General features: G+C 33.5%; 14 protein-coding genes. 10 read left to right on the forward strand and 4 right to left on the reverse strand.

Annotated elements, in window-relative coordinates:
• Positions 1–36: 36 nt before the first annotated feature.
• Together pepV and QE109_RS10025 are read right to left on the reverse strand one after the other, a co-directional pair.
• Entirely contained in the window at positions 37–1,422 is a 1,386-nt protein-coding gene (gene pepV, locus QE109_RS10020) for a dipeptidase PepV (protein ID WP_281094332.1), read from the reverse strand.
• Positions 1,388–2,281: a zinc dependent phospholipase C family protein gene (locus QE109_RS10025; protein WP_281094333.1), complete on the reverse strand. Its 894-nt coding sequence runs from the start codon at positions 2,279–2,281 to the stop codon at positions 1,388–1,390. Before QE109_RS10025 ends, pepV begins: the two co-directional genes overlap by 35 nt.
• Positions 2,282–2,463: 182 nt before the next feature.
• Between QE109_RS10025 and QE109_RS10030 the strand changes: the two genes are divergently transcribed.
• Complete coding sequence (locus QE109_RS10030) at positions 2,464–3,648, forward strand: class I SAM-dependent methyltransferase (protein WP_281094334.1); 1,185 nt, start codon at positions 2,464–2,466, stop codon at positions 3,646–3,648.
• 122 nt (positions 3,649–3,770) lie between these two features.
• Positions 3,771–5,054, forward strand: a complete 1,284-nt coding sequence (locus QE109_RS10035; protein ID WP_281094335.1) for an adenylosuccinate synthase — start codon at positions 3,771–3,773, stop codon at positions 5,052–5,054.
• Positions 5,055–5,132: 78 nt separating this feature from the next.
• On the opposite strand, the gene QE109_RS10040 is transcribed toward QE109_RS10035, so the two are convergent.
• Both QE109_RS10040 and QE109_RS10045 read right to left on the reverse strand, forming a co-directional pair.
• On the reverse strand, positions 5,133–6,107 hold the full coding sequence (locus QE109_RS10040; RefSeq protein ID WP_281094336.1) for an ATP-binding protein: 975 nt from the start codon (positions 6,105–6,107) through the stop codon (positions 5,133–5,135).
• Positions 6,108–6,119: 12 nt separating this feature from the next.
• A complete protein-coding gene (locus QE109_RS10045) occupies positions 6,120–7,142 on the reverse strand; it encodes a DnaD domain-containing protein (protein WP_281094337.1) in 1,023 nt (340 codons plus the stop codon).
• Positions 7,143–7,456: 314 nt separating this feature from the next.
• On the opposite strand from QE109_RS10045, the gene QE109_RS10050 reads away from it, so the two are divergent.
• The 8 genes from QE109_RS10050 to QE109_RS10085 all read left to right on the forward strand — a co-directional run bounded on the left by QE109_RS10050 (position 7,457) and on the right by QE109_RS10085 (position 17,568).
• Positions 7,457–9,067 (forward strand): M23 family metallopeptidase, encoded by a 1,611-nt coding sequence (locus tag QE109_RS10050; RefSeq protein ID WP_281094338.1) that lies wholly within the window; start codon positions 7,457–7,459, stop codon positions 9,065–9,067.
• A gap of 115 nt (positions 9,068–9,182) precedes the next feature.
• Positions 9,183–9,875, forward strand: coding sequence for a response regulator YycF (gene yycF, locus QE109_RS10055; RefSeq protein ID WP_281094340.1), 693 nt, complete (start codon positions 9,183–9,185; stop codon positions 9,873–9,875).
• A gap of 9 nt (positions 9,876–9,884) precedes the next feature.
• Positions 9,885–11,654 (forward strand): ATP-binding protein, encoded by a 1,770-nt coding sequence (locus tag QE109_RS10060; RefSeq protein WP_281094341.1) that lies wholly within the window; start codon positions 9,885–9,887, stop codon positions 11,652–11,654.
• Between the two features lie 99 nt (positions 11,655–11,753).
• Positions 11,754–12,560: a hypothetical protein gene (locus QE109_RS10065; protein WP_281094342.1), complete on the forward strand. Its 807-nt coding sequence runs from the start codon at positions 11,754–11,756 to the stop codon at positions 12,558–12,560.
• An 18-nt stretch (positions 12,561–12,578) separates the two neighbouring features.
• Positions 12,579–14,045 carry a hypothetical protein gene (locus tag QE109_RS10070; RefSeq protein ID WP_281094343.1) on the forward strand — a complete coding sequence of 489 codons (1,467 nt, stop codon included), beginning with the start codon at positions 12,579–12,581 and terminating at the stop codon, positions 14,043–14,045.
• Between the two features lie 16 nt (positions 14,046–14,061).
• Complete coding sequence (locus tag QE109_RS10075; protein WP_281094344.1) at positions 14,062–14,928, forward strand: two-component system regulatory protein YycI; 867 nt, start codon at positions 14,062–14,064, stop codon at positions 14,926–14,928.
• Positions 14,929–14,940: 12 nt separating this feature from the next.
• The gene (locus QE109_RS10080) at positions 14,941–15,750 is read left to right on the forward strand and encodes an MBL fold metallo-hydrolase (RefSeq protein ID WP_281094345.1); all 810 of its coding nucleotides are present in this window, start codon (positions 14,941–14,943) and stop codon (positions 15,748–15,750) included.
• A gap of 6 nt (positions 15,751–15,756) precedes the next feature.
• Positions 15,757–17,568, forward strand: a complete 1,812-nt coding sequence (locus QE109_RS10085; RefSeq protein WP_281094346.1) for a serine hydrolase domain-containing protein — start codon at positions 15,757–15,759, stop codon at positions 17,566–17,568.
• Positions 17,569–17,648: the final 80 nt, after the last annotated feature.

A 17,648-nucleotide genomic window follows, 5' to 3' on the forward strand; every position in this document is an offset into this window, starting at 1 on the left:
TTGTGTAGCTTTTGTTTTAGTGTTAACTTGATTGTTTTATTCGCTTAATTTTTTAATTGCTAAAGTGAAGATATCTGTCATTTTATATAGATCATCAATTACAATGTATTCATCTTTTTGATGCATGGTATCTACTGCTCCTGGAAATAATGCGCCAAAAGCAACTGCATTGGGCATCGATCTAGCATAGGTGCCCCCACCAATAGTAATTGGTTTTGAATCTATATCACCTGTTTTCTCACGGTATACGTTCATGAGTGTTTCTACTAATGGATGCGATGGTGGAAAAAATAAAGGTGGTGCACATTTCCAATTTTTCATTTCTATATAGGTGCCTCTAACTGTGTTATCAATTCCAAGTTTAATCTTGAGTTCTTTCAATGTGATTGGATATCTGATGTTGATAGTAACTTTGCCAGAATTTTGATCCAAGTCGATCATGCCAAGATTGAGAACCAGTGCATTATATGCATCGTCTAATCCAACGCCCATATTTTTTCCATCTGTATCCATGCCAATGTGATTTGCCAAAAAACGGATGAAATTTGATTGGTCACCTATTTGAATGTCAATTAAGTCAAGCAGTCCAACCAACTGAGAGATGGCGTTGACACCTTTTTCTGGTGTTGAGCCATGTGCTGAAATACCATGCGATTTCAAGATGGTATATTCGCCTTCTTTTGTATAGTCAATATGTGCATTTCTAGTAGCATTGTATGCTTCAACGATTTCCTTGATAGGTTTTGTTTCAAGTAGTTTTGCTTCAGCGTAATCAGGAACCATATTTGGTGCATTACCACCTTTTAGTGAAAGGATTTCTATACCTCCGTCTGGATCTGCATCTTCAAAAGTGCGTTCTAGATCAAAAACAATGATACCCATTTCACCATGAATAACAGGAAAGTCAGCATCAGGACTAAAAGCCACACTTGGTTTTTCTTCTTTACTGAGATAATGTTTAATACAAGCACTGCCACTTTCTTCATTTGTTCCGAGAATTAGTCTTATTCGTTTCTTTGGAATGAAACCGGAATCTTTTAAAGTTTTCATGGCATATAAAGAAGCAATTGCAGGTCCTTTATTATCTAAAGTTCCTCTACCATACAGTTTGCCTTCACTGATTTCGCCACCGTAAGGGTTAAAAGTCCAGTTGTCTCCTTCTGGGACAACATCGAGATGGCATAGAACACCAATCATTTCTTTTCCTTCCCCAAATTCAATATAACCAGCATAGTTGTCAATATTTTTGGTTTTAAATCCCATTTTTTCGCCAAGCGCCAAAATATACTCTAGAGATTTTTGAATACCTTCACCAAAGGGCATATCACCTTTTGCTGGTTCTCTTACACTTTTGATTTTAATGAGTTCCTGAAGTGACTGAATCATACTATCTTTGTTTTGCTTTAGTGCTTGATCGTACATAATCTTGTGCCTCCCCTAAAAAATCAAATTTTATGAATCTATCTATAAATGTTGTAATGGAAATTTGTTTTGATATGACCTCATCTAAAGCAGATAACGCCAATACTGTTTCTGAAATGCCAAGTTCATAATGCGTAATAAATTCGTCGTATTTGCGATTCATCTTCAAGTTTTCGTTCTTGACATCTGGGAAACGCAAATTATCTAGATCATAATGTAAAATTTTGCTGATGCTATTTGTAAAAGGCAATTTATCAATAACACCTTTCACAAGTAAAGACTGAACTTTTAATAAGTCAAAGTGACCTTTACTGATAAATTTTGGTGGGATTTGAGCATCGTAACACAACGGTAAGATTTTTTCCCAAAGAGAAACAAAACCTATATGCAAAGTTTCATGAGAACAAGTCAATGAAGATACTTCTAGTGCATCAAATGTCAGGTGCCAATAGTTATAGAGACAAAGTGCATCTAAATCCATTTCTACGCGTTTGTGACTATCAGGCTTGGGGCCAAGTGCACAGATCAATGGATGACAATGAACATCTAAGATATAATGACTCATAAATCCACTGATATAGGCAATCCATTCTTGAGATGGATTATCTAGTAAAAGGGTAAGCATCTCAAAAAAAAGCCCTGCTATGTTTTCTTCATGAACTCTATTTCCCATGACTGAAAAGTGATGTTTAGTGAGCGGATTCATTTTGTTAATGTAGTAAAAAAAATCTGGGCCCTGTGAACCGAGTGCGTATAAGTTGTTTAAATCATCTGGCCATGTAACGAAAACAAGTTGTTTTTCGGCTAGTCTTTCCTTTGCTTTCAAAGCAGCAAAATGATGACTCCAAAAATCTGGCATAACATACCTCGCGATTAACAAATAGGTTTTCTTCTATTATACAATGCAAACGAGGTCAGATACAATGTAAGTTAAGTGATAATTATATTAAAGATGCGCCTTTTATACAAAGACTTGTCATAATATGTTTAAACAGATAAAATAAACATGCAACAATTCGGAATATAAAGTGAGGCAAGAAAATGGGTGCATATAGCGATAAAATTTTAAAAGATACAATCGACGCAGGAGAGTTAATTTACGCAGTTTTTAGTAATGTTAAAAAAGGCGTTGAAAAATCATTTATAAAATTAGATATTAAACCGGTTGAAATAAAAGGTGAAGTTCTCTATCAGTTAAGTTATCAATATGAACAAAAGGTTTTACATGAGAACTTAAATCAAGATGCATTACTGGCTAAAGTAGAGGCACTTTTAGGTGCTTATTTTAAACAAGCTCAAATTTTCACTGTTAAAGCGGATCTTCAGATCCTTTTTAATAAAAAGGGTGTTGGTACGGTTATTCAAAAAGTACCTACTAGATTTAAAGTCGACATCAGTCACAATAGGAAAAAGAATTACTTGATTCCCGAAGGTGTTCCTTGTGATTTTATGCAATTTCTAGGGGTAATGGATGAACACGGAAAAGTTGTGAAAAAGAGATATGATAAGTATAGACAGCTCAACAAATATCTTGAATTTGTTGAAGATGCTCTTCCATATCTTCCGGAAGTACCAACAATCATAGATTTTGGTTGTGGAAAAGCATATTTAACATTTGCACTTTACTATTATTTAGTGAAGATCAAGCAAAAAAAAGTAAAGATCATAGGGCTTGATCTGAAAGAAGATGTAATTGAATATTGTAGTCAAGTTGCAAGTACATTGAAATATGATGGGCTAAGTTTTCAAAAGGGTGATATCAAAGATTTCAGTATAACGGATCAAGTTGATATGGTTGTTTCGCTTCATGCGTGTGATACTGCTACTGATGAGGCGATTGCTAAAGCGGTAGGTTGGAATGCCAAAGTGATCTATGCTGTGCCTTGTTGCCAACATGAATTGTTTGGTCAATTAAATAATCCGACAATGATACCGCTCTTAAAGCACGGCATCGTTAAAGATAAACTAACGACAATTGTAACCGACACACTAAGAACATGTGCGTTAGAGGCAGTAGGTTATAATGTTCAAATGGTAGAATTCATCGATCTAGAACATACACCTAAAAATATATTGATTAGAGGTTTCTTAACACAAAAAACACATGAGCAGAAATGTGAAGATTACGCTAATTATAAGGCATTCAAAGAATCTTGGAGCGTAAAGCCTCGCATTGATGCAGTATTAAAAGGATATTTCCCAGTAAACACGAATGAAAAATGTTAACATTTAAAAATAATTCGGACATTTGTTGACATTACTATAGGAGTCTGTTAATATGACTATGGATAAAAATGTAGTAAGCTTTGCTTGTCAAAGTTAAATATAGCTTGAAGAGGAGTGTTTATATGTCAACAGTTGTAATCGTAGGTGCTCAATGGGGTGACGAGGGAAAAGGTAAAGTGATTGATTATCTTGCCAAAGAAGCAGATGTTGTTGTTAGGGGTCAAGGCGGAAACAATGCTGGCCATACAGTTGTTGTTGGTGATCAGAAGTATGCGCTACACCTTATACCTTCAGGAATTTTAAATGAAAATACTGTGAATGTGATTGGAAATGGCGTTGTATTTGACCCAGAAGGTTTTTTAAATGAAATAGAAGGCTTAAAAAACAAAGGAATTTCAATTGATTCAATCAAATTATCAGATAGAGCACATGTTGTTTTTCCATATCATAGAGAAATTGACCGTCTTGCAGAAGAAGCAAGAGGTGCGGATATGATTGGTACCACTAAGAAAGGTATCGGTCCAAGTTATATGGATAAAGTTGAGAGAAGCGGCATAAGGGTCTGTGACTTTGTAGATGAAGAAATCTTTGAAGGTATCTTTAGAAAACAAATAGCAGCAAAAAACAAAATCATCACAAAAATCTATAATGGAACTGCACTCGATGCAGACCAGATGGTTGCTAAGTATAAAACTTTTGCTAAGTTGATTAAGCCTTTTGTAACTGATACATCAGTTGTAGTTTACGATGCACTGCAAGAAGGCAAGAAAGTTTTACTTGAAGGTGCCCAAGGTACACTTCTTGATCTTGATTACGGTACTTATCCATATGTGACAAGTTCACATCCAACTTCAGGTGGATTTACAATTGGCTCTGGTATTGGTCCAAATCAAATTGGTGAAGTAGTAGGAATAACAAAAGCGTATACAACGCGTGTTGGAAAAGGTCCATTTGTAACTGAACTTGAAAATGAAACGGGCGATCGTATCAGGGTTGCTGGTCATGAGTTTGGTACAACAACTGGAAGACCTAGAAGATGTGGATGGTTAGACACTGTTATCGTGAAATATTCCGCAAGAGTAAACGGGATGACTTGTATCGCACTGATGCTACTTGATGTTTTAACTGGATTTGAAACAGTTAAGATATGTAAGGGGTATAAGTATGGAGAAGAAACAATTGTTAACTTCCCTGCAAGCCTCAATGTACTTGGAAAATGTGAACCTATTTATGAAGAGTTACCAGGCTGGACTGAAGATATTTCTGAGTGCACAAGTTATGATGCGCTTCCTGAGAATGCGAAAGCATACATTGAAAAAATTGAAGTATTAACGGGAATACCAGTTAAAATAATATCTGTAGGTCCAAAACGTTCACAAACGATTATTAGAGGTAATATTTATTAATTAGGTGAATGATAAAAAAGAGTGATTATAATGGGTTTAGAAGTCGATACTTCGTATGTCCACTATAATCACTCTTTTTTAATGTTCCCAGCGTATATCAGGACCATAAAATTTTAACATTTGATAATGACCTTTTAATCTGGAATCTATACGATCGTTGTAAAAACTTACGATTTCAGACAACTTTATATTGGTAGAGATAATAGTGCTTTTTTCTTTTAAGATTCTAGAATTGATGATGTTGTAAAACTCACTTATGGTAAAGGTGTTTGCTGATTCAGTACCTAAATCATCAATGATTAATAAATCAACTTCAAAAAGTTGTTCATACGCCATTTGAATAAAAGGATTGTTTTTATCTGTGAACGTTTTCTTTTCAAGTATATTAATGATTGAAAACGGCGTCTGATATATAACGGAATATCCCTTATCGAGCAAAGACTTTGCGATACAGTTACACATAAAGGTTTTACCAAGTCCACTAGAACCAAAAAACAACATGTTTTTACCATTTGGAAAAGTAGATACGAAAGATTCTGCTTCAGAAAGAATACGCATCATATTTTCTCTTTGAGACAATTTTTCTTTCGGAAGAATTTGAGTGGAAAAAACATCTAATTTGAATTGGTCAAAATTTTGTTTTTCAAGTTGCTGTTCAATACCTGACATTTCGTAGGCTTTGCTGATAAGTTTCTGAGTAAAGCAAGAACATCTCATGTTGTCTTTTGTAAATCCGGTATCTTTACATTTTTTGCAGTTGTACTGAATATCAAGATAGTCAGCTGGTATATTGTGATCTGTTAGTAAAACTGCTTTTTCACTTTTTAGTCCATCAAGCTGTTGTTTGAGGTTGGATAATAAAGCTTCGGTATTTCTAGGTGACTTTAAAATATGTTTACTAATATCCGCACTTAGTTGGCTCATTTGTAAGTCTATCTGAGCAAGGCGAGGAATTTTATCATACAGTAGTTGTTTGCGGTATTTTCGGTCTGCTTTGTTTTTATCTTGAACCCTGCGATAGGCCTCCAATATATCATGATAAGTATTATTCATTGTTGACCTCCTTTATTTTTTTCTGCCGAGTAGAATTTGTTCTAACTCCTCCTCAGAATAAGTGTTTTCTTTTTCAATAGTAAAGTTTTTTCTCTTGTTGGGTTTAGATTCGCTTTTCTCTGGAGTAGCTTTACTTGAACTATATGCTTCAAATGTAAGGTTTCCAGATTGAAACTGTGTAGTTAACACTTTATCGATAAAGTTAAAGTTGATATTAAGTGTTTTTTTGGATAGATCTAAGACAATTTGCATAAGTTGGCTTTTTTCAAAACCATATTGATCTAACCATTTATCCATAAAATCTTTTTCAGCTTGATTAGGTTGTCTAAAACCGATACCTAACATTTTTAAAATATCCTTATAAAGGGATTGGCGTTCTTCGGAAGCGTTTAGCCATGTATCGATAGCTTCAATAGAGTTAAGCCCCTGATCTAGCCATTGTAACAAAGTTGACTTTACAAGTTTCAGACTTCTTATACCTCTATCTTTATAGCAATGTGAAAAGGCTTTACATATAATCTGAGGATTACGTGTGTAATGTTCGTAATAATCACCAATTTCGCGATAGTCCTTATAAGTTAGAGGATGACCGATGATTGTTTCAATCTCTTTGGTTAGTTTTTGAAAGGATTCATTTTCAGATTTAAATGTGTTGTTAGGTTCTTTTGGTTTTTGTTTTGCCTTGCTTGAAGTGTTATTTTTGTGAACATAGTTGTTATCAATATATAGTCCACGTAACGATAGAAATTCTATATCATAATCTGCGCTTTCCTCATGTGGATGTTTGTTAACAAGACCGAGTTTTTCCCAATAGTTCCATGCCTCGTGAACATCTTGAACAGGAAGCGAGAGCATACTTGCTAATGTACGGTTATCATAGTGAAATTTTGTATTTTCATCACGAGAAAACAATTGTGCCAAAAGATATATTTTAACAAAAGTACCACTTGCTGATGGCATGAAATCGGTTATGAAAATATTTTCTATGTTTAATTCGCCCAAATCAAAATCAGGCGTTTTTTTATAAAAACCCATTAAATCACCTCATATTTCTGTGTACATTCAGTACAAATTATTATAACATTGTTTCAAGTGATGTTTTAGTCAAATTTTGGACTTGGTAAAAAAGTCCTATAAAAAGTGTGGCAAATTAAATTTTTTTTAAACAAAAACATACAATATGTAGATGAAATGGTGTAAAATAGCCTTAGATATTGTATTTACAAGATGTGAGAAAGTTAAAAATAAAATTTTTAATTTATAATTTGTTTATCTTATGCTATAATTAAGAAGGTATTTTTAACTAAGGGTTAGAACCATTGAAATAGCCATTACTAAAGGAGTATAGGATGGGGAAAAAAAGACAAAGTGTTTCGAATAAGCACGTTTATAAGAAACCCAATGCGAAATACTATGTGAAAAACGACTCCAAGAAAGAGAGAGTTGGAGAAAACGCGGCTAAAGTAATTGCCGTCGCTTTGTATCCGTTTTTTTACGTAGGCGGTAAGGTTAACGGGCTTGTAAAAGGCGAAAAGACTCAATTTCAGACAGGTTCAAATCGTAAACACAATAATAAATCACAGCAGTTAAATATAAAAACGAATAAGTTAGAACCTATGATTCAGAAAGTGAAAGCATCTACTCAAAAGAGTATGTCTTTTATTAAACCTTATAGGTATTATGTAGCTGGAGCGGCAGCGTTGGTAGCGATATCAGTTGTTGGCTTTAATGCAATTGATGCAATGGGAGCTGAAAAAGAAGCTATAATTGAACCAACAACACAACATATGGTTTCAATTCCTAAAAGTGAAGTTGCTTCTGAAGAAACAAATGTTTCGACAAATGCAGTTGCTAGCTTAGATGCTGGTCAAACTGAAGTTGTATCAGCACCAGAATTTAAAGTTTTAAATTTTGCTTCGGTTAAAGCGTATCAGCTTACAGTAAACAATAAAGTTATAGGTAACTTTAAAACAGAAGAAGAAGCAAACCAGGTAATTGAAAATTTAAAAGCGATGTTTACGAATGTTGAAGGATCTGTAATCAAAGATATTTATTTTTCAGAGGATGTAAAAGTTGAAGTGGGTCAAATTGACATCATGGACTTTACAGCATATGACAATGTCGATGATACATTAGCTTATATTGTAAAAGGAACAAAAGAAGAGAAGAAACACGTTGTTCAAAAAGGTGAAAACTACTGGGTAATTGCTCAATATTATGGAATTTCACCATATGATTTAGAAAAAGCTAACCCGGATGTTAAAGCAGAAACGATACAAATTGGACAGGAAATTAGCTTAGTTGTACCAAAACCACTGATTAGTGTTTGTACTGTAGAAGAAGCAACATATAATGATGCGATAGCATTTGAAGTTCAATATGAAAATTCAAGTTCGCTTTATAAAGGTGAAACTAAAACAAAAGTTAATGGCGTTTACGGTGAGAGAGCTGTTGTCGCTGAAGTTATAAAAGAAAATGGTCGTGAGATTGGAAGAACAGTTCTAACTGAACAAGTTGTCTCTGAACCTCAAACCAAAGTAGTTTATAAAGGAACTAAAGATCCACCTCCTAAAATGGGATCAGGTATACTTAAGTATCCAGCCGCTTCAAGAGGAATCATTACATCAGAATTTGGCGTATGGAGATCTTATAGAAGACATACCGGGATTGACGTTGCTATGAGTGTAGGATCTAGTATCAAAGCAGCAGATGGTGGTGTTGTCACTTATGCTGGTTATTCAAGTTCGTATGGCAATTATATTATTATCGATCACGGTGGTAATATGACAACGTTATATGCTCACAATAGCAAACTATTAGTAAGTAAAGGTGAGAAAATATATCAAGGTCAAACAATCGCATATAGTGGAAACACTGGAAATAGTACTGGTCCACATCTTCATTTCGAAGTGAGAATCAATGGTGTACCACAAAATCCAAGAAATTATGTTAATTTTTAATGATAAAGCGAGTCTAAGACTCGCTTTTTTTTTATTTTTCAGATAGAATAAGTATGATGTCATATCTATAACTATTGAATAATAGATTAATTTAGTTGACTGGGGAGGCAATATAATGAATAAGAAAATACTTGTTGTCGAAGATGAAAAGCCAATATCAGATATAATAAAATTTAATTTAATTAAAGAAGGTTATGAAATAGAGACTGCTTATGATGGTGAAGAAGCACTTAAAAAAGTATATCAATTTCAACCTGACTTAGTATTGCTTGATGTTATGCTTCCAAAATTAGATGGATTTCAGGTTTGCAGACGTATAAGAGAGTCTTTTAATATGCCGATTATTATGCTAACTGCTAAAGAAGAAGAAGTTGATAAAGTGCTGGGATTTGAGTTAGGAGCTGATGATTATATCACAAAACCTTTCGGTATGCGTGAGCTTGTTGCACGTGTTAAAGCTAATATCAGGCGACTTTCTTTTGCAGATACAGATTCAAGTGGTAATAATGTAATCTATGCTGGTAAATTGACGATAGATTTGGATCGTTATGAAGTCTTAAAAGAAGAAAAGACAATTGAATTAACACTTAGAGAATTTGAACTCTTAAAATTCCTAGCGACTCAAGCAAACCAAATATTCACAAGAGAGCAACTGCTCAAGGATGTTTGGGGGTATGAGTATTTTGGTGATATAAGGACTGTAGATGTTACAGTAAGAAGACTTAGAGAAAAAGTTGAAGATGATTCAAGCGAACCAACTTATATTATGACTAAGAGAGGCGTAGGATATTATTTTAAACGCAATTAGTGGAGGCTTATGTTAAGAAGCATTCGATCTAGGTTCACAATCATATATTTTTTGCTTGTGTTTATTGCGATGATCATTGCTGGTATATTTATCGTACAATCACTTGAAGACTATAATTTAAATGTTGTATCTAAAAGGCTTGATGATATTTCACAGATTATGATGTCAGAGCTTGCTAAAGTAGAAACAGATGATTTATCCGAAGTAAAGGTTGAGCTTCAAGAAACTTTAGACAGGCATGTAGATATAGGTCTCAGAGAAGAGATGTTTATCATAGATAGCAAGACGCATGATATCATAGCCACCAGTACTGAAAATATCAATAGAGATGTCACCGAGATACTAAACGATAATTTAGTGATAGAAGGCCTAATAGGGAACACAATTGAGAAAAATATAGAATTAAGCCAATCCGTTAAAACCAAGGATAAAGTCTATCCAATTTTCAAAAATAATAAACAACTTGGCGTTATCTACCTTAGATATGATTTAAATGATATTTATGAATCTATCAGCATGGCGCGGATGATTATTTTTAGAGCGATTGTAACGTCTCTTTTGGTGACTATTGTTATCGGATTTATTATTTCAAAGAGCATAACGGACCCAATCAATGAAGTGACGAAAAAAGCGACTTTACTAGCTGAGGGAGATTTTAATCAATTTGTTGAGATTAAATCTGAAGATGAGATTGGGACGCTTTCAAGTACATTTAACTTTCTAGCAGGAGAGTTAAAGCGAGGCATAAGTGAAATTACAAGAGAAAAAAGCAAATTAGAAGCAATCATTAATTATATGGAAGATGGATTGATTGCGATCAATGCTGAAGGTAAAATAATACATTCTAATCCTAAAGCGATCAAAATGCTTGCTAATGAGGATCAGTTTGATGATGATCTTATAGGCGATTTGTTGTCGATTTACAATTCTGGAAGAGTTGAATCTGGAGTTGGTACTAAAACCATCACTGCCAAAGGACTTGTTCTGAAGGTTAATTTCGCTCCCTTTTTAGATGAAGAATCAAATAGAGTAGGCATTGTTTTTGTACTACAAGACATTACAGAAGCGCAGAAGTTAGAAAATATGCGCCGGGAATTTGTAGCTAATGTTTCTCATGAGCTGAAAACCCCGATTACGAGTATAAAGAGTTATACAGAAACCATACTAGAGGGGCGAGTTGATGATCCTGAGCTTCAAAAGGTTTTTCTAGAAGTAGTCAACACAGAAGCGGATAGAATGTCACGCCTCGTAAGTGATTTGCTAGAACTTAGTAATTTTGACTCGAACTCCACTAAGATAAAAAAAAGCGTCCAAAATTTAGATGTGTTAATAGACAATTGTATCTTAAAACTACAAGTTACTGCTGATCAGAAAAAGCAGGTATTTACTAAACATTACAGTATACCTCCGATTGTGGCGAATATTGATAAAGACAAGATAGAGCAAGTGATATTAAATATTTTATCAAATGCAATTAAATACTCGGTTGAAGCTGGGACCATAGATATAGAATTACGACTTGGTGAAGATGAAACAGAGTTTGATATTGTCATAAGGGATACTGGTATGGGGATTCCTGACGAGGATTTAGGCAGAATTTTTGAACGCTTCTACCGTGTAGATAAGGCTAGAACACGAGCGCATGGAGGTACAGGACTTGGACTTTCCATTGCAAAAGAAATTGTAGAAGCACATCAGGGAAGAATTCGTATTGAATCGGAAGTGAATTATGGTACGAAAGTTACAATTTGTCTCCCTTTTGATATGAAAAATGTGTAATGTCATTTTAAAAACCGTGTAATGGTATTGTAACACGAGGTGTGTATAATAATAGTGTGGGTTGTTGTAACCCTAAATTTTGTTTTTTGGAGGCAGCGTATGTTACGCAAAAGTGTAGGCTTATTATTGGCTATGATTATAATTATAAGTGGTCAAATGGGATTTGCAGTATCTAATCATCCAGTGGATTCTAGCCAAATCATCATTGCAGAACCAACATCAGAAAGAATAACCAATGATAAACAGATTTTCGTTACTGTTAACATTACAAATGTTATGGTAATAGATCATCCTATTACGATGTCTTTGGTAAGAATAGAGAATAGGCTCCCTTTTGCAGATGCGTTAGGAGAAGATTTAAATGTTTCGTTTATGAAACTGTCTTCAAATGCTGCAGGTGATATTGACCGTAGTTTGCTTTACAATACAACCTATAGTACAACGGCTCCTGAATATTCAGAGGGTTATGTTAAAGAAACTCAAGTGATTAATCGGTTTTTTGAATTAAAAGATTTGATTTTGGCACATAATTACGAGATTGCCACAATTAATAAAAAATACCGCTTTGATTTAATCGTGGGAAATACAGTTGAAATTGCAAAGTTAACACCGGAAGTAGACGATTTATTTAAACAATGGACAAAGCTTAAAGCAAATATTGCTGAGTATAAAAAAGAGTACGTTCAGTTACAACTCCAGTACTCAAAATATTTTGAAAATCAGATTATGGTCGATAAAATTAGCAACTTAAGTTTTTATAAAATTATTGGTAAATTGCCAAATGGTACTTATAAAATTAGATTTTTAGATGATGTTTCTCAATTGATAAAAGAGTTTACCTTTGAAGTAGTGGATAAAGAGAATACTATCCAGTTGATTGATCCTATGGCTACAAAAGCAAACTAGAAAGGAAACATAAGCTATATGAATGTGGTTAAGGAACGGATGAAAACTGTTCTGCTTATTACTTTAGTTTTATCCTCACTGTTTTTAACTCAAGTCAATTTGTTTGATGGGCTTTTAATTAGTGAAGGGGTAACTGAGGAAATAGAAGTGCATTCCACAAAACTATCAATGTATATTAACCCCCAAAGTTATTTTGTTAGCTTTGGGGGTCTATCATATACAAAAGTATATGATTTAAAAATGCAAGATAATTTGTGGTCTGAAATAAGACCTTTTATTTTGAGCAGTTTTTTAAACTATGAATCGATTGAAGAGATCGATCGAGAAGATTACATCAAGGCATTTTCGGATCGTAGTTTACTCGTGAGGATGCCTGTTGACTTGTCGGTTTCACAATTTTATAGTATATTTTCTGATAAAGTTTTATCTGATGGAGTTGCAGATATTACACCTAGAGAATTCTTGCTAAGAGAGGGTAATGTACGCTCTCTATATGTATTTGATGCACTAAGTTCAAAATACTACTTGATGAAGCACAAAACGATGCAACATGATGTTGGTGCATTAATAGATGCTGTTAGAAATATAGAGATTGTAGATTACCGAAAATTAAGTGATCGTTTTAGTTTGTCTAGTACTTTAGAAGGTGAAGATGATAAACTAAATTATGAGCTAATCCCTTACCAATATGATTTTATTGTTTCAGGAATAAAAGTTCAAAATGAAGTGAGAATGGATGATACCTATTTTAATCAAGATGTATCATCCATTTCTGGGGCTGTATTTGGAAATCGATTGGATTTTGTTAAGAAACTTAAAGATGTAAACGATTCAATAGTTTTGATGTATGGTTATGGAGACAAATCTTTGACGGTCTCAAGAACGGGAAATATTGCTTATAGACAAAAATTTAATCCTCAAAATTCAAAGTCTTTGACTTTTAAAGAAGCATTTTCTATAGCTGCAGGCAAACTTGAAAACTTTGGTTTGATGCCTGAAGGGATATATTTATCAAATTATGAATATGATCAAAGCTCAAAGACATATACGTTTAATTTCAACTACAAGTTAAACTCGTTATCAATAGCCGAACTTGATCAAAGTCTAGATCCAATAAAAATTAAAGTAAAGGAAAACCAAGTTATTGCAGTTGATAAAAATATAAAAAGTTTTGCTGGTGAATATACACCTGAGAAATTTATGAATTCAGGACGTATGTTTACAATTGATGAGTGTATCACCAATAATATTGTTGAAATCAATGTCTACTACTTACAAGACAATGGTATACAAGATAGTACGTTGGAAAAATACAAGTATTATTATAAAATTGTAAGTGAAATCAAAAGTATTGATTTGAAATATTTTGAAGAATCAGATGGGAATGATTCGTATATGATTCCAGTTTGGGAAGTTAAAATTAGCAATAGAGTTTATTTGTTTAATGCATATGATGGCAAACTTATAAAAACCTATATTAAATGAGTTGAAAAGAGGTAATATGGATTGGCCAAAAATTAAAACCATCTTGATTATAGTTCTTGTTTTAACAAACCTTATGTTGGGATATACGTATATTCGTGAGCAGCAAAGATTTGAAGTTGAGCGTGAAAACAATCTTGACGATGTGCTGCAGCTGTATGAAGTCAAAGGGATTGGTGTTATACCTCAAAAGTTAAAATTTCCCAAATCAATCAAATCCGTAAATATAGAATATATGACATTTGATCTATCATATGTTGCTTCTTTTTTAGGAAGTGACTATAGTTTTGATGGTAATTTTTTTGTAAGTGAAGATCACAGTTTATATCTTGACGATACACATCTGTTATATGCAGATAAGGCGCATTATAATCGTGTCGTACAAGATGAGCTACCAAGTTTGGTACAATTTGACGTTGTTTCAGATGAAACAATGAGGTCAAACATGAAGATTGAGATTGATACTTTTTTAGAGCGCGTAAATTATGAGCTTGCTTATACAGATTATGAAGTTTTAAAATTAGGTGAATATACACTGGTTAAGCTTTATCAGAAACAAGATGAGATGTTATTTGCAGAGTCAAAAACACTTATATGGTTTTACAATGACGAAATTGTTGGTTTCAGAGGTGAGAATGATGTGAAGATCACAGCGACTCCTGGAATTAAGTATGATATAATCTCTGTAGATAGAATCTTATACGGCCTACTTCCAAAATTAAAAAGTGGAAATGTTATAAAAAACATTTCATTAATCTATAAGTTGAATGATGAAAGTCTTTTAGTTTCAGATTTAATTTTAGGAGAAGCATTACCATATTATCAAATTACTTTAAGTGATGGAGAAAAATTTCATCTAAGAGCCGTTAACGAAATTATGAATTAGTTTGAGGAATTTATGCCATTATCATTTTGTTCTTTAGCCAGTGGTAGTTCTGGCAATTGTCAGTTCATAGAATCTGAAAATACACGATTACTTGTAGATGCAGGTATGAGTGGTAAATATATTAAATTATCATTGGAAACGATAAATGTAAAAATCGAATCGATTGATGGAATATTATTGACTCATGAACACGCAGATCATATTAGTGGTCTGGGTGTTTTGATGCGTAAATTTAAAATTCCTGCCTACATTACTTATAAGACCTGGGAAGCTGTTTCTAGTAAGATAGGAGAAGTTTCACCTGATTTGCTACATCTATATGAAACAATCGATGATATAGTTATAGGAGATATACGCGTTAAAGGCACTAAAATCACGCATGATGCAGTTGATCCGCTTTGCTATACATTTACCCACGATGATTGTAAAATAGGTATAGCGACGGATTTAGGCGCGATTACTGATGATGTTATCGAGCAATTCAAGGATTGTGATCTTTTGATGATTGAATCCAATCATGATATTGAGATGCTAAAAGTAGGTCCTTATCCGATGTATCTAAAAAGACGAATTTTAAGTGAGCTTGGACATTTGAGCAATGAAGATGCAGGCTATATTGCAAAAGAAATCGTAAGGTATGGCACTGCTAAGAATATCTTGCTCGCCCATTTAAGTAAAGACAACAACTTTCCTGATTTAGCATTTGAGACTGTTAGAGGAATTCTTGAAGCTGATGATATTATCGTCGGTACAGATGTGAATTTAGATTTAACCTATCGTGATAAAGTTGGAAAGCTATATAGAATTATCAAAGAGAGGTGATTGACTATGAAAAAATGGATTAAAATAGTACTACTGCTTTTAGCTTTCATAGTTTCAATACCATCTTTTGCAGAGGTAGATGTTGATGAACTAGCTCACAGAATCAATGTTGAAATGGTGAATCACAATGTACCAGGTGCAATGGTAACTATCGTAAAGGACGGAAAGCTATATTATAAAAATGCATTTGGTGAAGCTAATATATATTCGAAAATACCGATGAATACTGAAATGACAATTGTTCAAACGGGTTCTATCTCTAAAGTATTAACCACTTATGCACTTTTGACGCTATTAGAAGAAAAAGGAATAGATGTAAATGCTTCAATAATGCCTTATCTACCTGATTACCTTAAGAGCAATAAGTATATCTCAACATTAACGTTTAAAAATTTATTAACCCATACGACGGGCCTTGCGATGTTGAAGGCAGATTCAGCAACACTAGAAGACCCGATAAAAAGTATCAGTTTAAACTTTGGTGAACAAGCAGAATCTTTTTTTGATAAATATAAGCTTAAGCCCATTATTGAAAAAGATAATTATACGATTTTTTCAAATGTAGGTTATATTTTATCTGGTGTTTTACTCGAGTCAATATCGGGTGAGAGATATGAGTATTACATGGCTAAAAATGTGCTCGAAACGCTCAAAATGAATTTTTCTAGTGATATTTTACTTAATAAAACTATAGAAGGTACAACCCTTATGCAAGGGTATTCTGTGTATGGCGGAAAAAGAACGCCAACTTCTCCTTTTAAAACTAAATTTTTGGCTTCCGATGACTTTTTAACGACAACAGATGACATGACACAATTGATGAAGTTTTTGACATCTAAAAATTTACCTAAAGACATATATGATGCTATGTTTACAAGGCAAGTTGCCAATAATGCGCTTGTTTCAGGGAGAAGTTTTGGGTTTACAGTCGTACATTATGGAGATTATGATGCTTATATCCATGATGGGGGCATACCAGGTTCCAATTCAAGATTGTTGTTTATACCTGAACTGAAATTAGGACTTTTTATAACTTATAATTCAAATGATCTACAGGCAAGAGAAAGTATTACAAATGCTGTCTTAAGTAATATAATTGAAGATTTGGATCAAAAAGATACTTTTCAACCGTTCATAATTGATGATTTATCCAAGTTTGAAGGCGCGTATTCACCAATTAATGCATCTGATGAAACTTTGGAAAAATTGACAAGAATAATTCATCAAATACGAATTAGCAATAATACAGGTGGATTAAAAATATCGGGAGATAATTATGTCCCTATTAGTGATACAGTATTTTATAGTGAAGCAACTGACAACTATGCTGAATTTAAAACAGATCCAAATGGTCAATTAGAGTACTTGATAATTGGAAATACAATTTATGTGAGGACACCTTTTTTCCAAAGCGTAATTTTAGAAGCAGCGCTACTTGTGCTAATGGGTATCTGTAATTTGATTGCACTACTATTGCTACTTTTTAGATGGAACAATATGAAAGTGAATAGGATTCATGATACACCTAGGATGGTATTGTTACTTCATAGTCTTTCGATTACAGGAGTACTTGTGTTTATCTTTATTATTTCAACTTCATATGATATTTGGGATATAATCTATGGGATTAACACAGCCGTAAAAGGGACTAGACTTTTTGGTATATTAACGTTACTTTTGTCAGTACCAACTTTATTAATGATCAATAGAGCAAAACAAGATTACAGATGGTCAAACTTTATGATCAGTGTATATCAATTGCAGTTGATTCTTGGTGTATTTTTAGTAATCTGGATGTTTATATATCATTTAATTTAGGACTTTATCCATTTTCTGTGGATAACCTGTGCATAAGTCCTGAGATATCCACATTTTATCCAAAATCAATTATGAAAAGC

It is taken from the genome of Fusibacter bizertensis, from assembly GCF_029914245.1.
GTDB classification, from domain to species: Bacteria; Bacillota; Clostridia; order Peptostreptococcales; family Acidaminobacteraceae; genus Fusibacter_C; species Fusibacter_C bizertensis.

Coding starts and splice junctions, on each gene's coding strand:
- pepV (WP_281094332.1), bottom strand. CDS start 1,422: ATGTACGATCAAGCACTAAAGCAAAACAAAGATAGTATGATTCAGTCA.
- QE109_RS10025 (WP_281094333.1), bottom strand. CDS start 2,281: ATGCCAGATTTTTGGAGTCATCATTTTGCTGCTTTGAAAGCAAAGGAA.
- QE109_RS10030 (WP_281094334.1), top strand. CDS start 2,464: ATGGGTGCATATAGCGATAAAATTTTAAAAGATACAATCGACGCAGGA.
- QE109_RS10035 (WP_281094335.1), top strand. CDS start 3,771: ATGTCAACAGTTGTAATCGTAGGTGCTCAATGGGGTGACGAGGGAAAA.
- QE109_RS10040 (WP_281094336.1), bottom strand. CDS start 6,107: ATGAATAATACTTATCATGATATATTGGAGGCCTATCGCAGGGTTCAA.
- QE109_RS10045 (WP_281094337.1), bottom strand. CDS start 7,142: ATGGGTTTTTATAAAAAAACGCCTGATTTTGATTTGGGCGAATTAAAC.
- QE109_RS10050 (WP_281094338.1), top strand. CDS start 7,457: ATGGGGAAAAAAAGACAAAGTGTTTCGAATAAGCACGTTTATAAGAAA.
- yycF (WP_281094340.1), top strand. CDS start 9,183: ATGAATAAGAAAATACTTGTTGTCGAAGATGAAAAGCCAATATCAGAT.
- QE109_RS10060 (WP_281094341.1), top strand. CDS start 9,885: ATGTTAAGAAGCATTCGATCTAGGTTCACAATCATATATTTTTTGCTT.
- QE109_RS10065 (WP_281094342.1), top strand. CDS start 11,754: ATGTTACGCAAAAGTGTAGGCTTATTATTGGCTATGATTATAATTATA.
- QE109_RS10070 (WP_281094343.1), top strand. CDS start 12,579: ATGAATGTGGTTAAGGAACGGATGAAAACTGTTCTGCTTATTACTTTA.
- QE109_RS10075 (WP_281094344.1), top strand. CDS start 14,062: ATGGATTGGCCAAAAATTAAAACCATCTTGATTATAGTTCTTGTTTTA.
- QE109_RS10080 (WP_281094345.1), top strand. CDS start 14,941: ATGCCATTATCATTTTGTTCTTTAGCCAGTGGTAGTTCTGGCAATTGT.
- QE109_RS10085 (WP_281094346.1), top strand. CDS start 15,757: ATGAAAAAATGGATTAAAATAGTACTACTGCTTTTAGCTTTCATAGTT.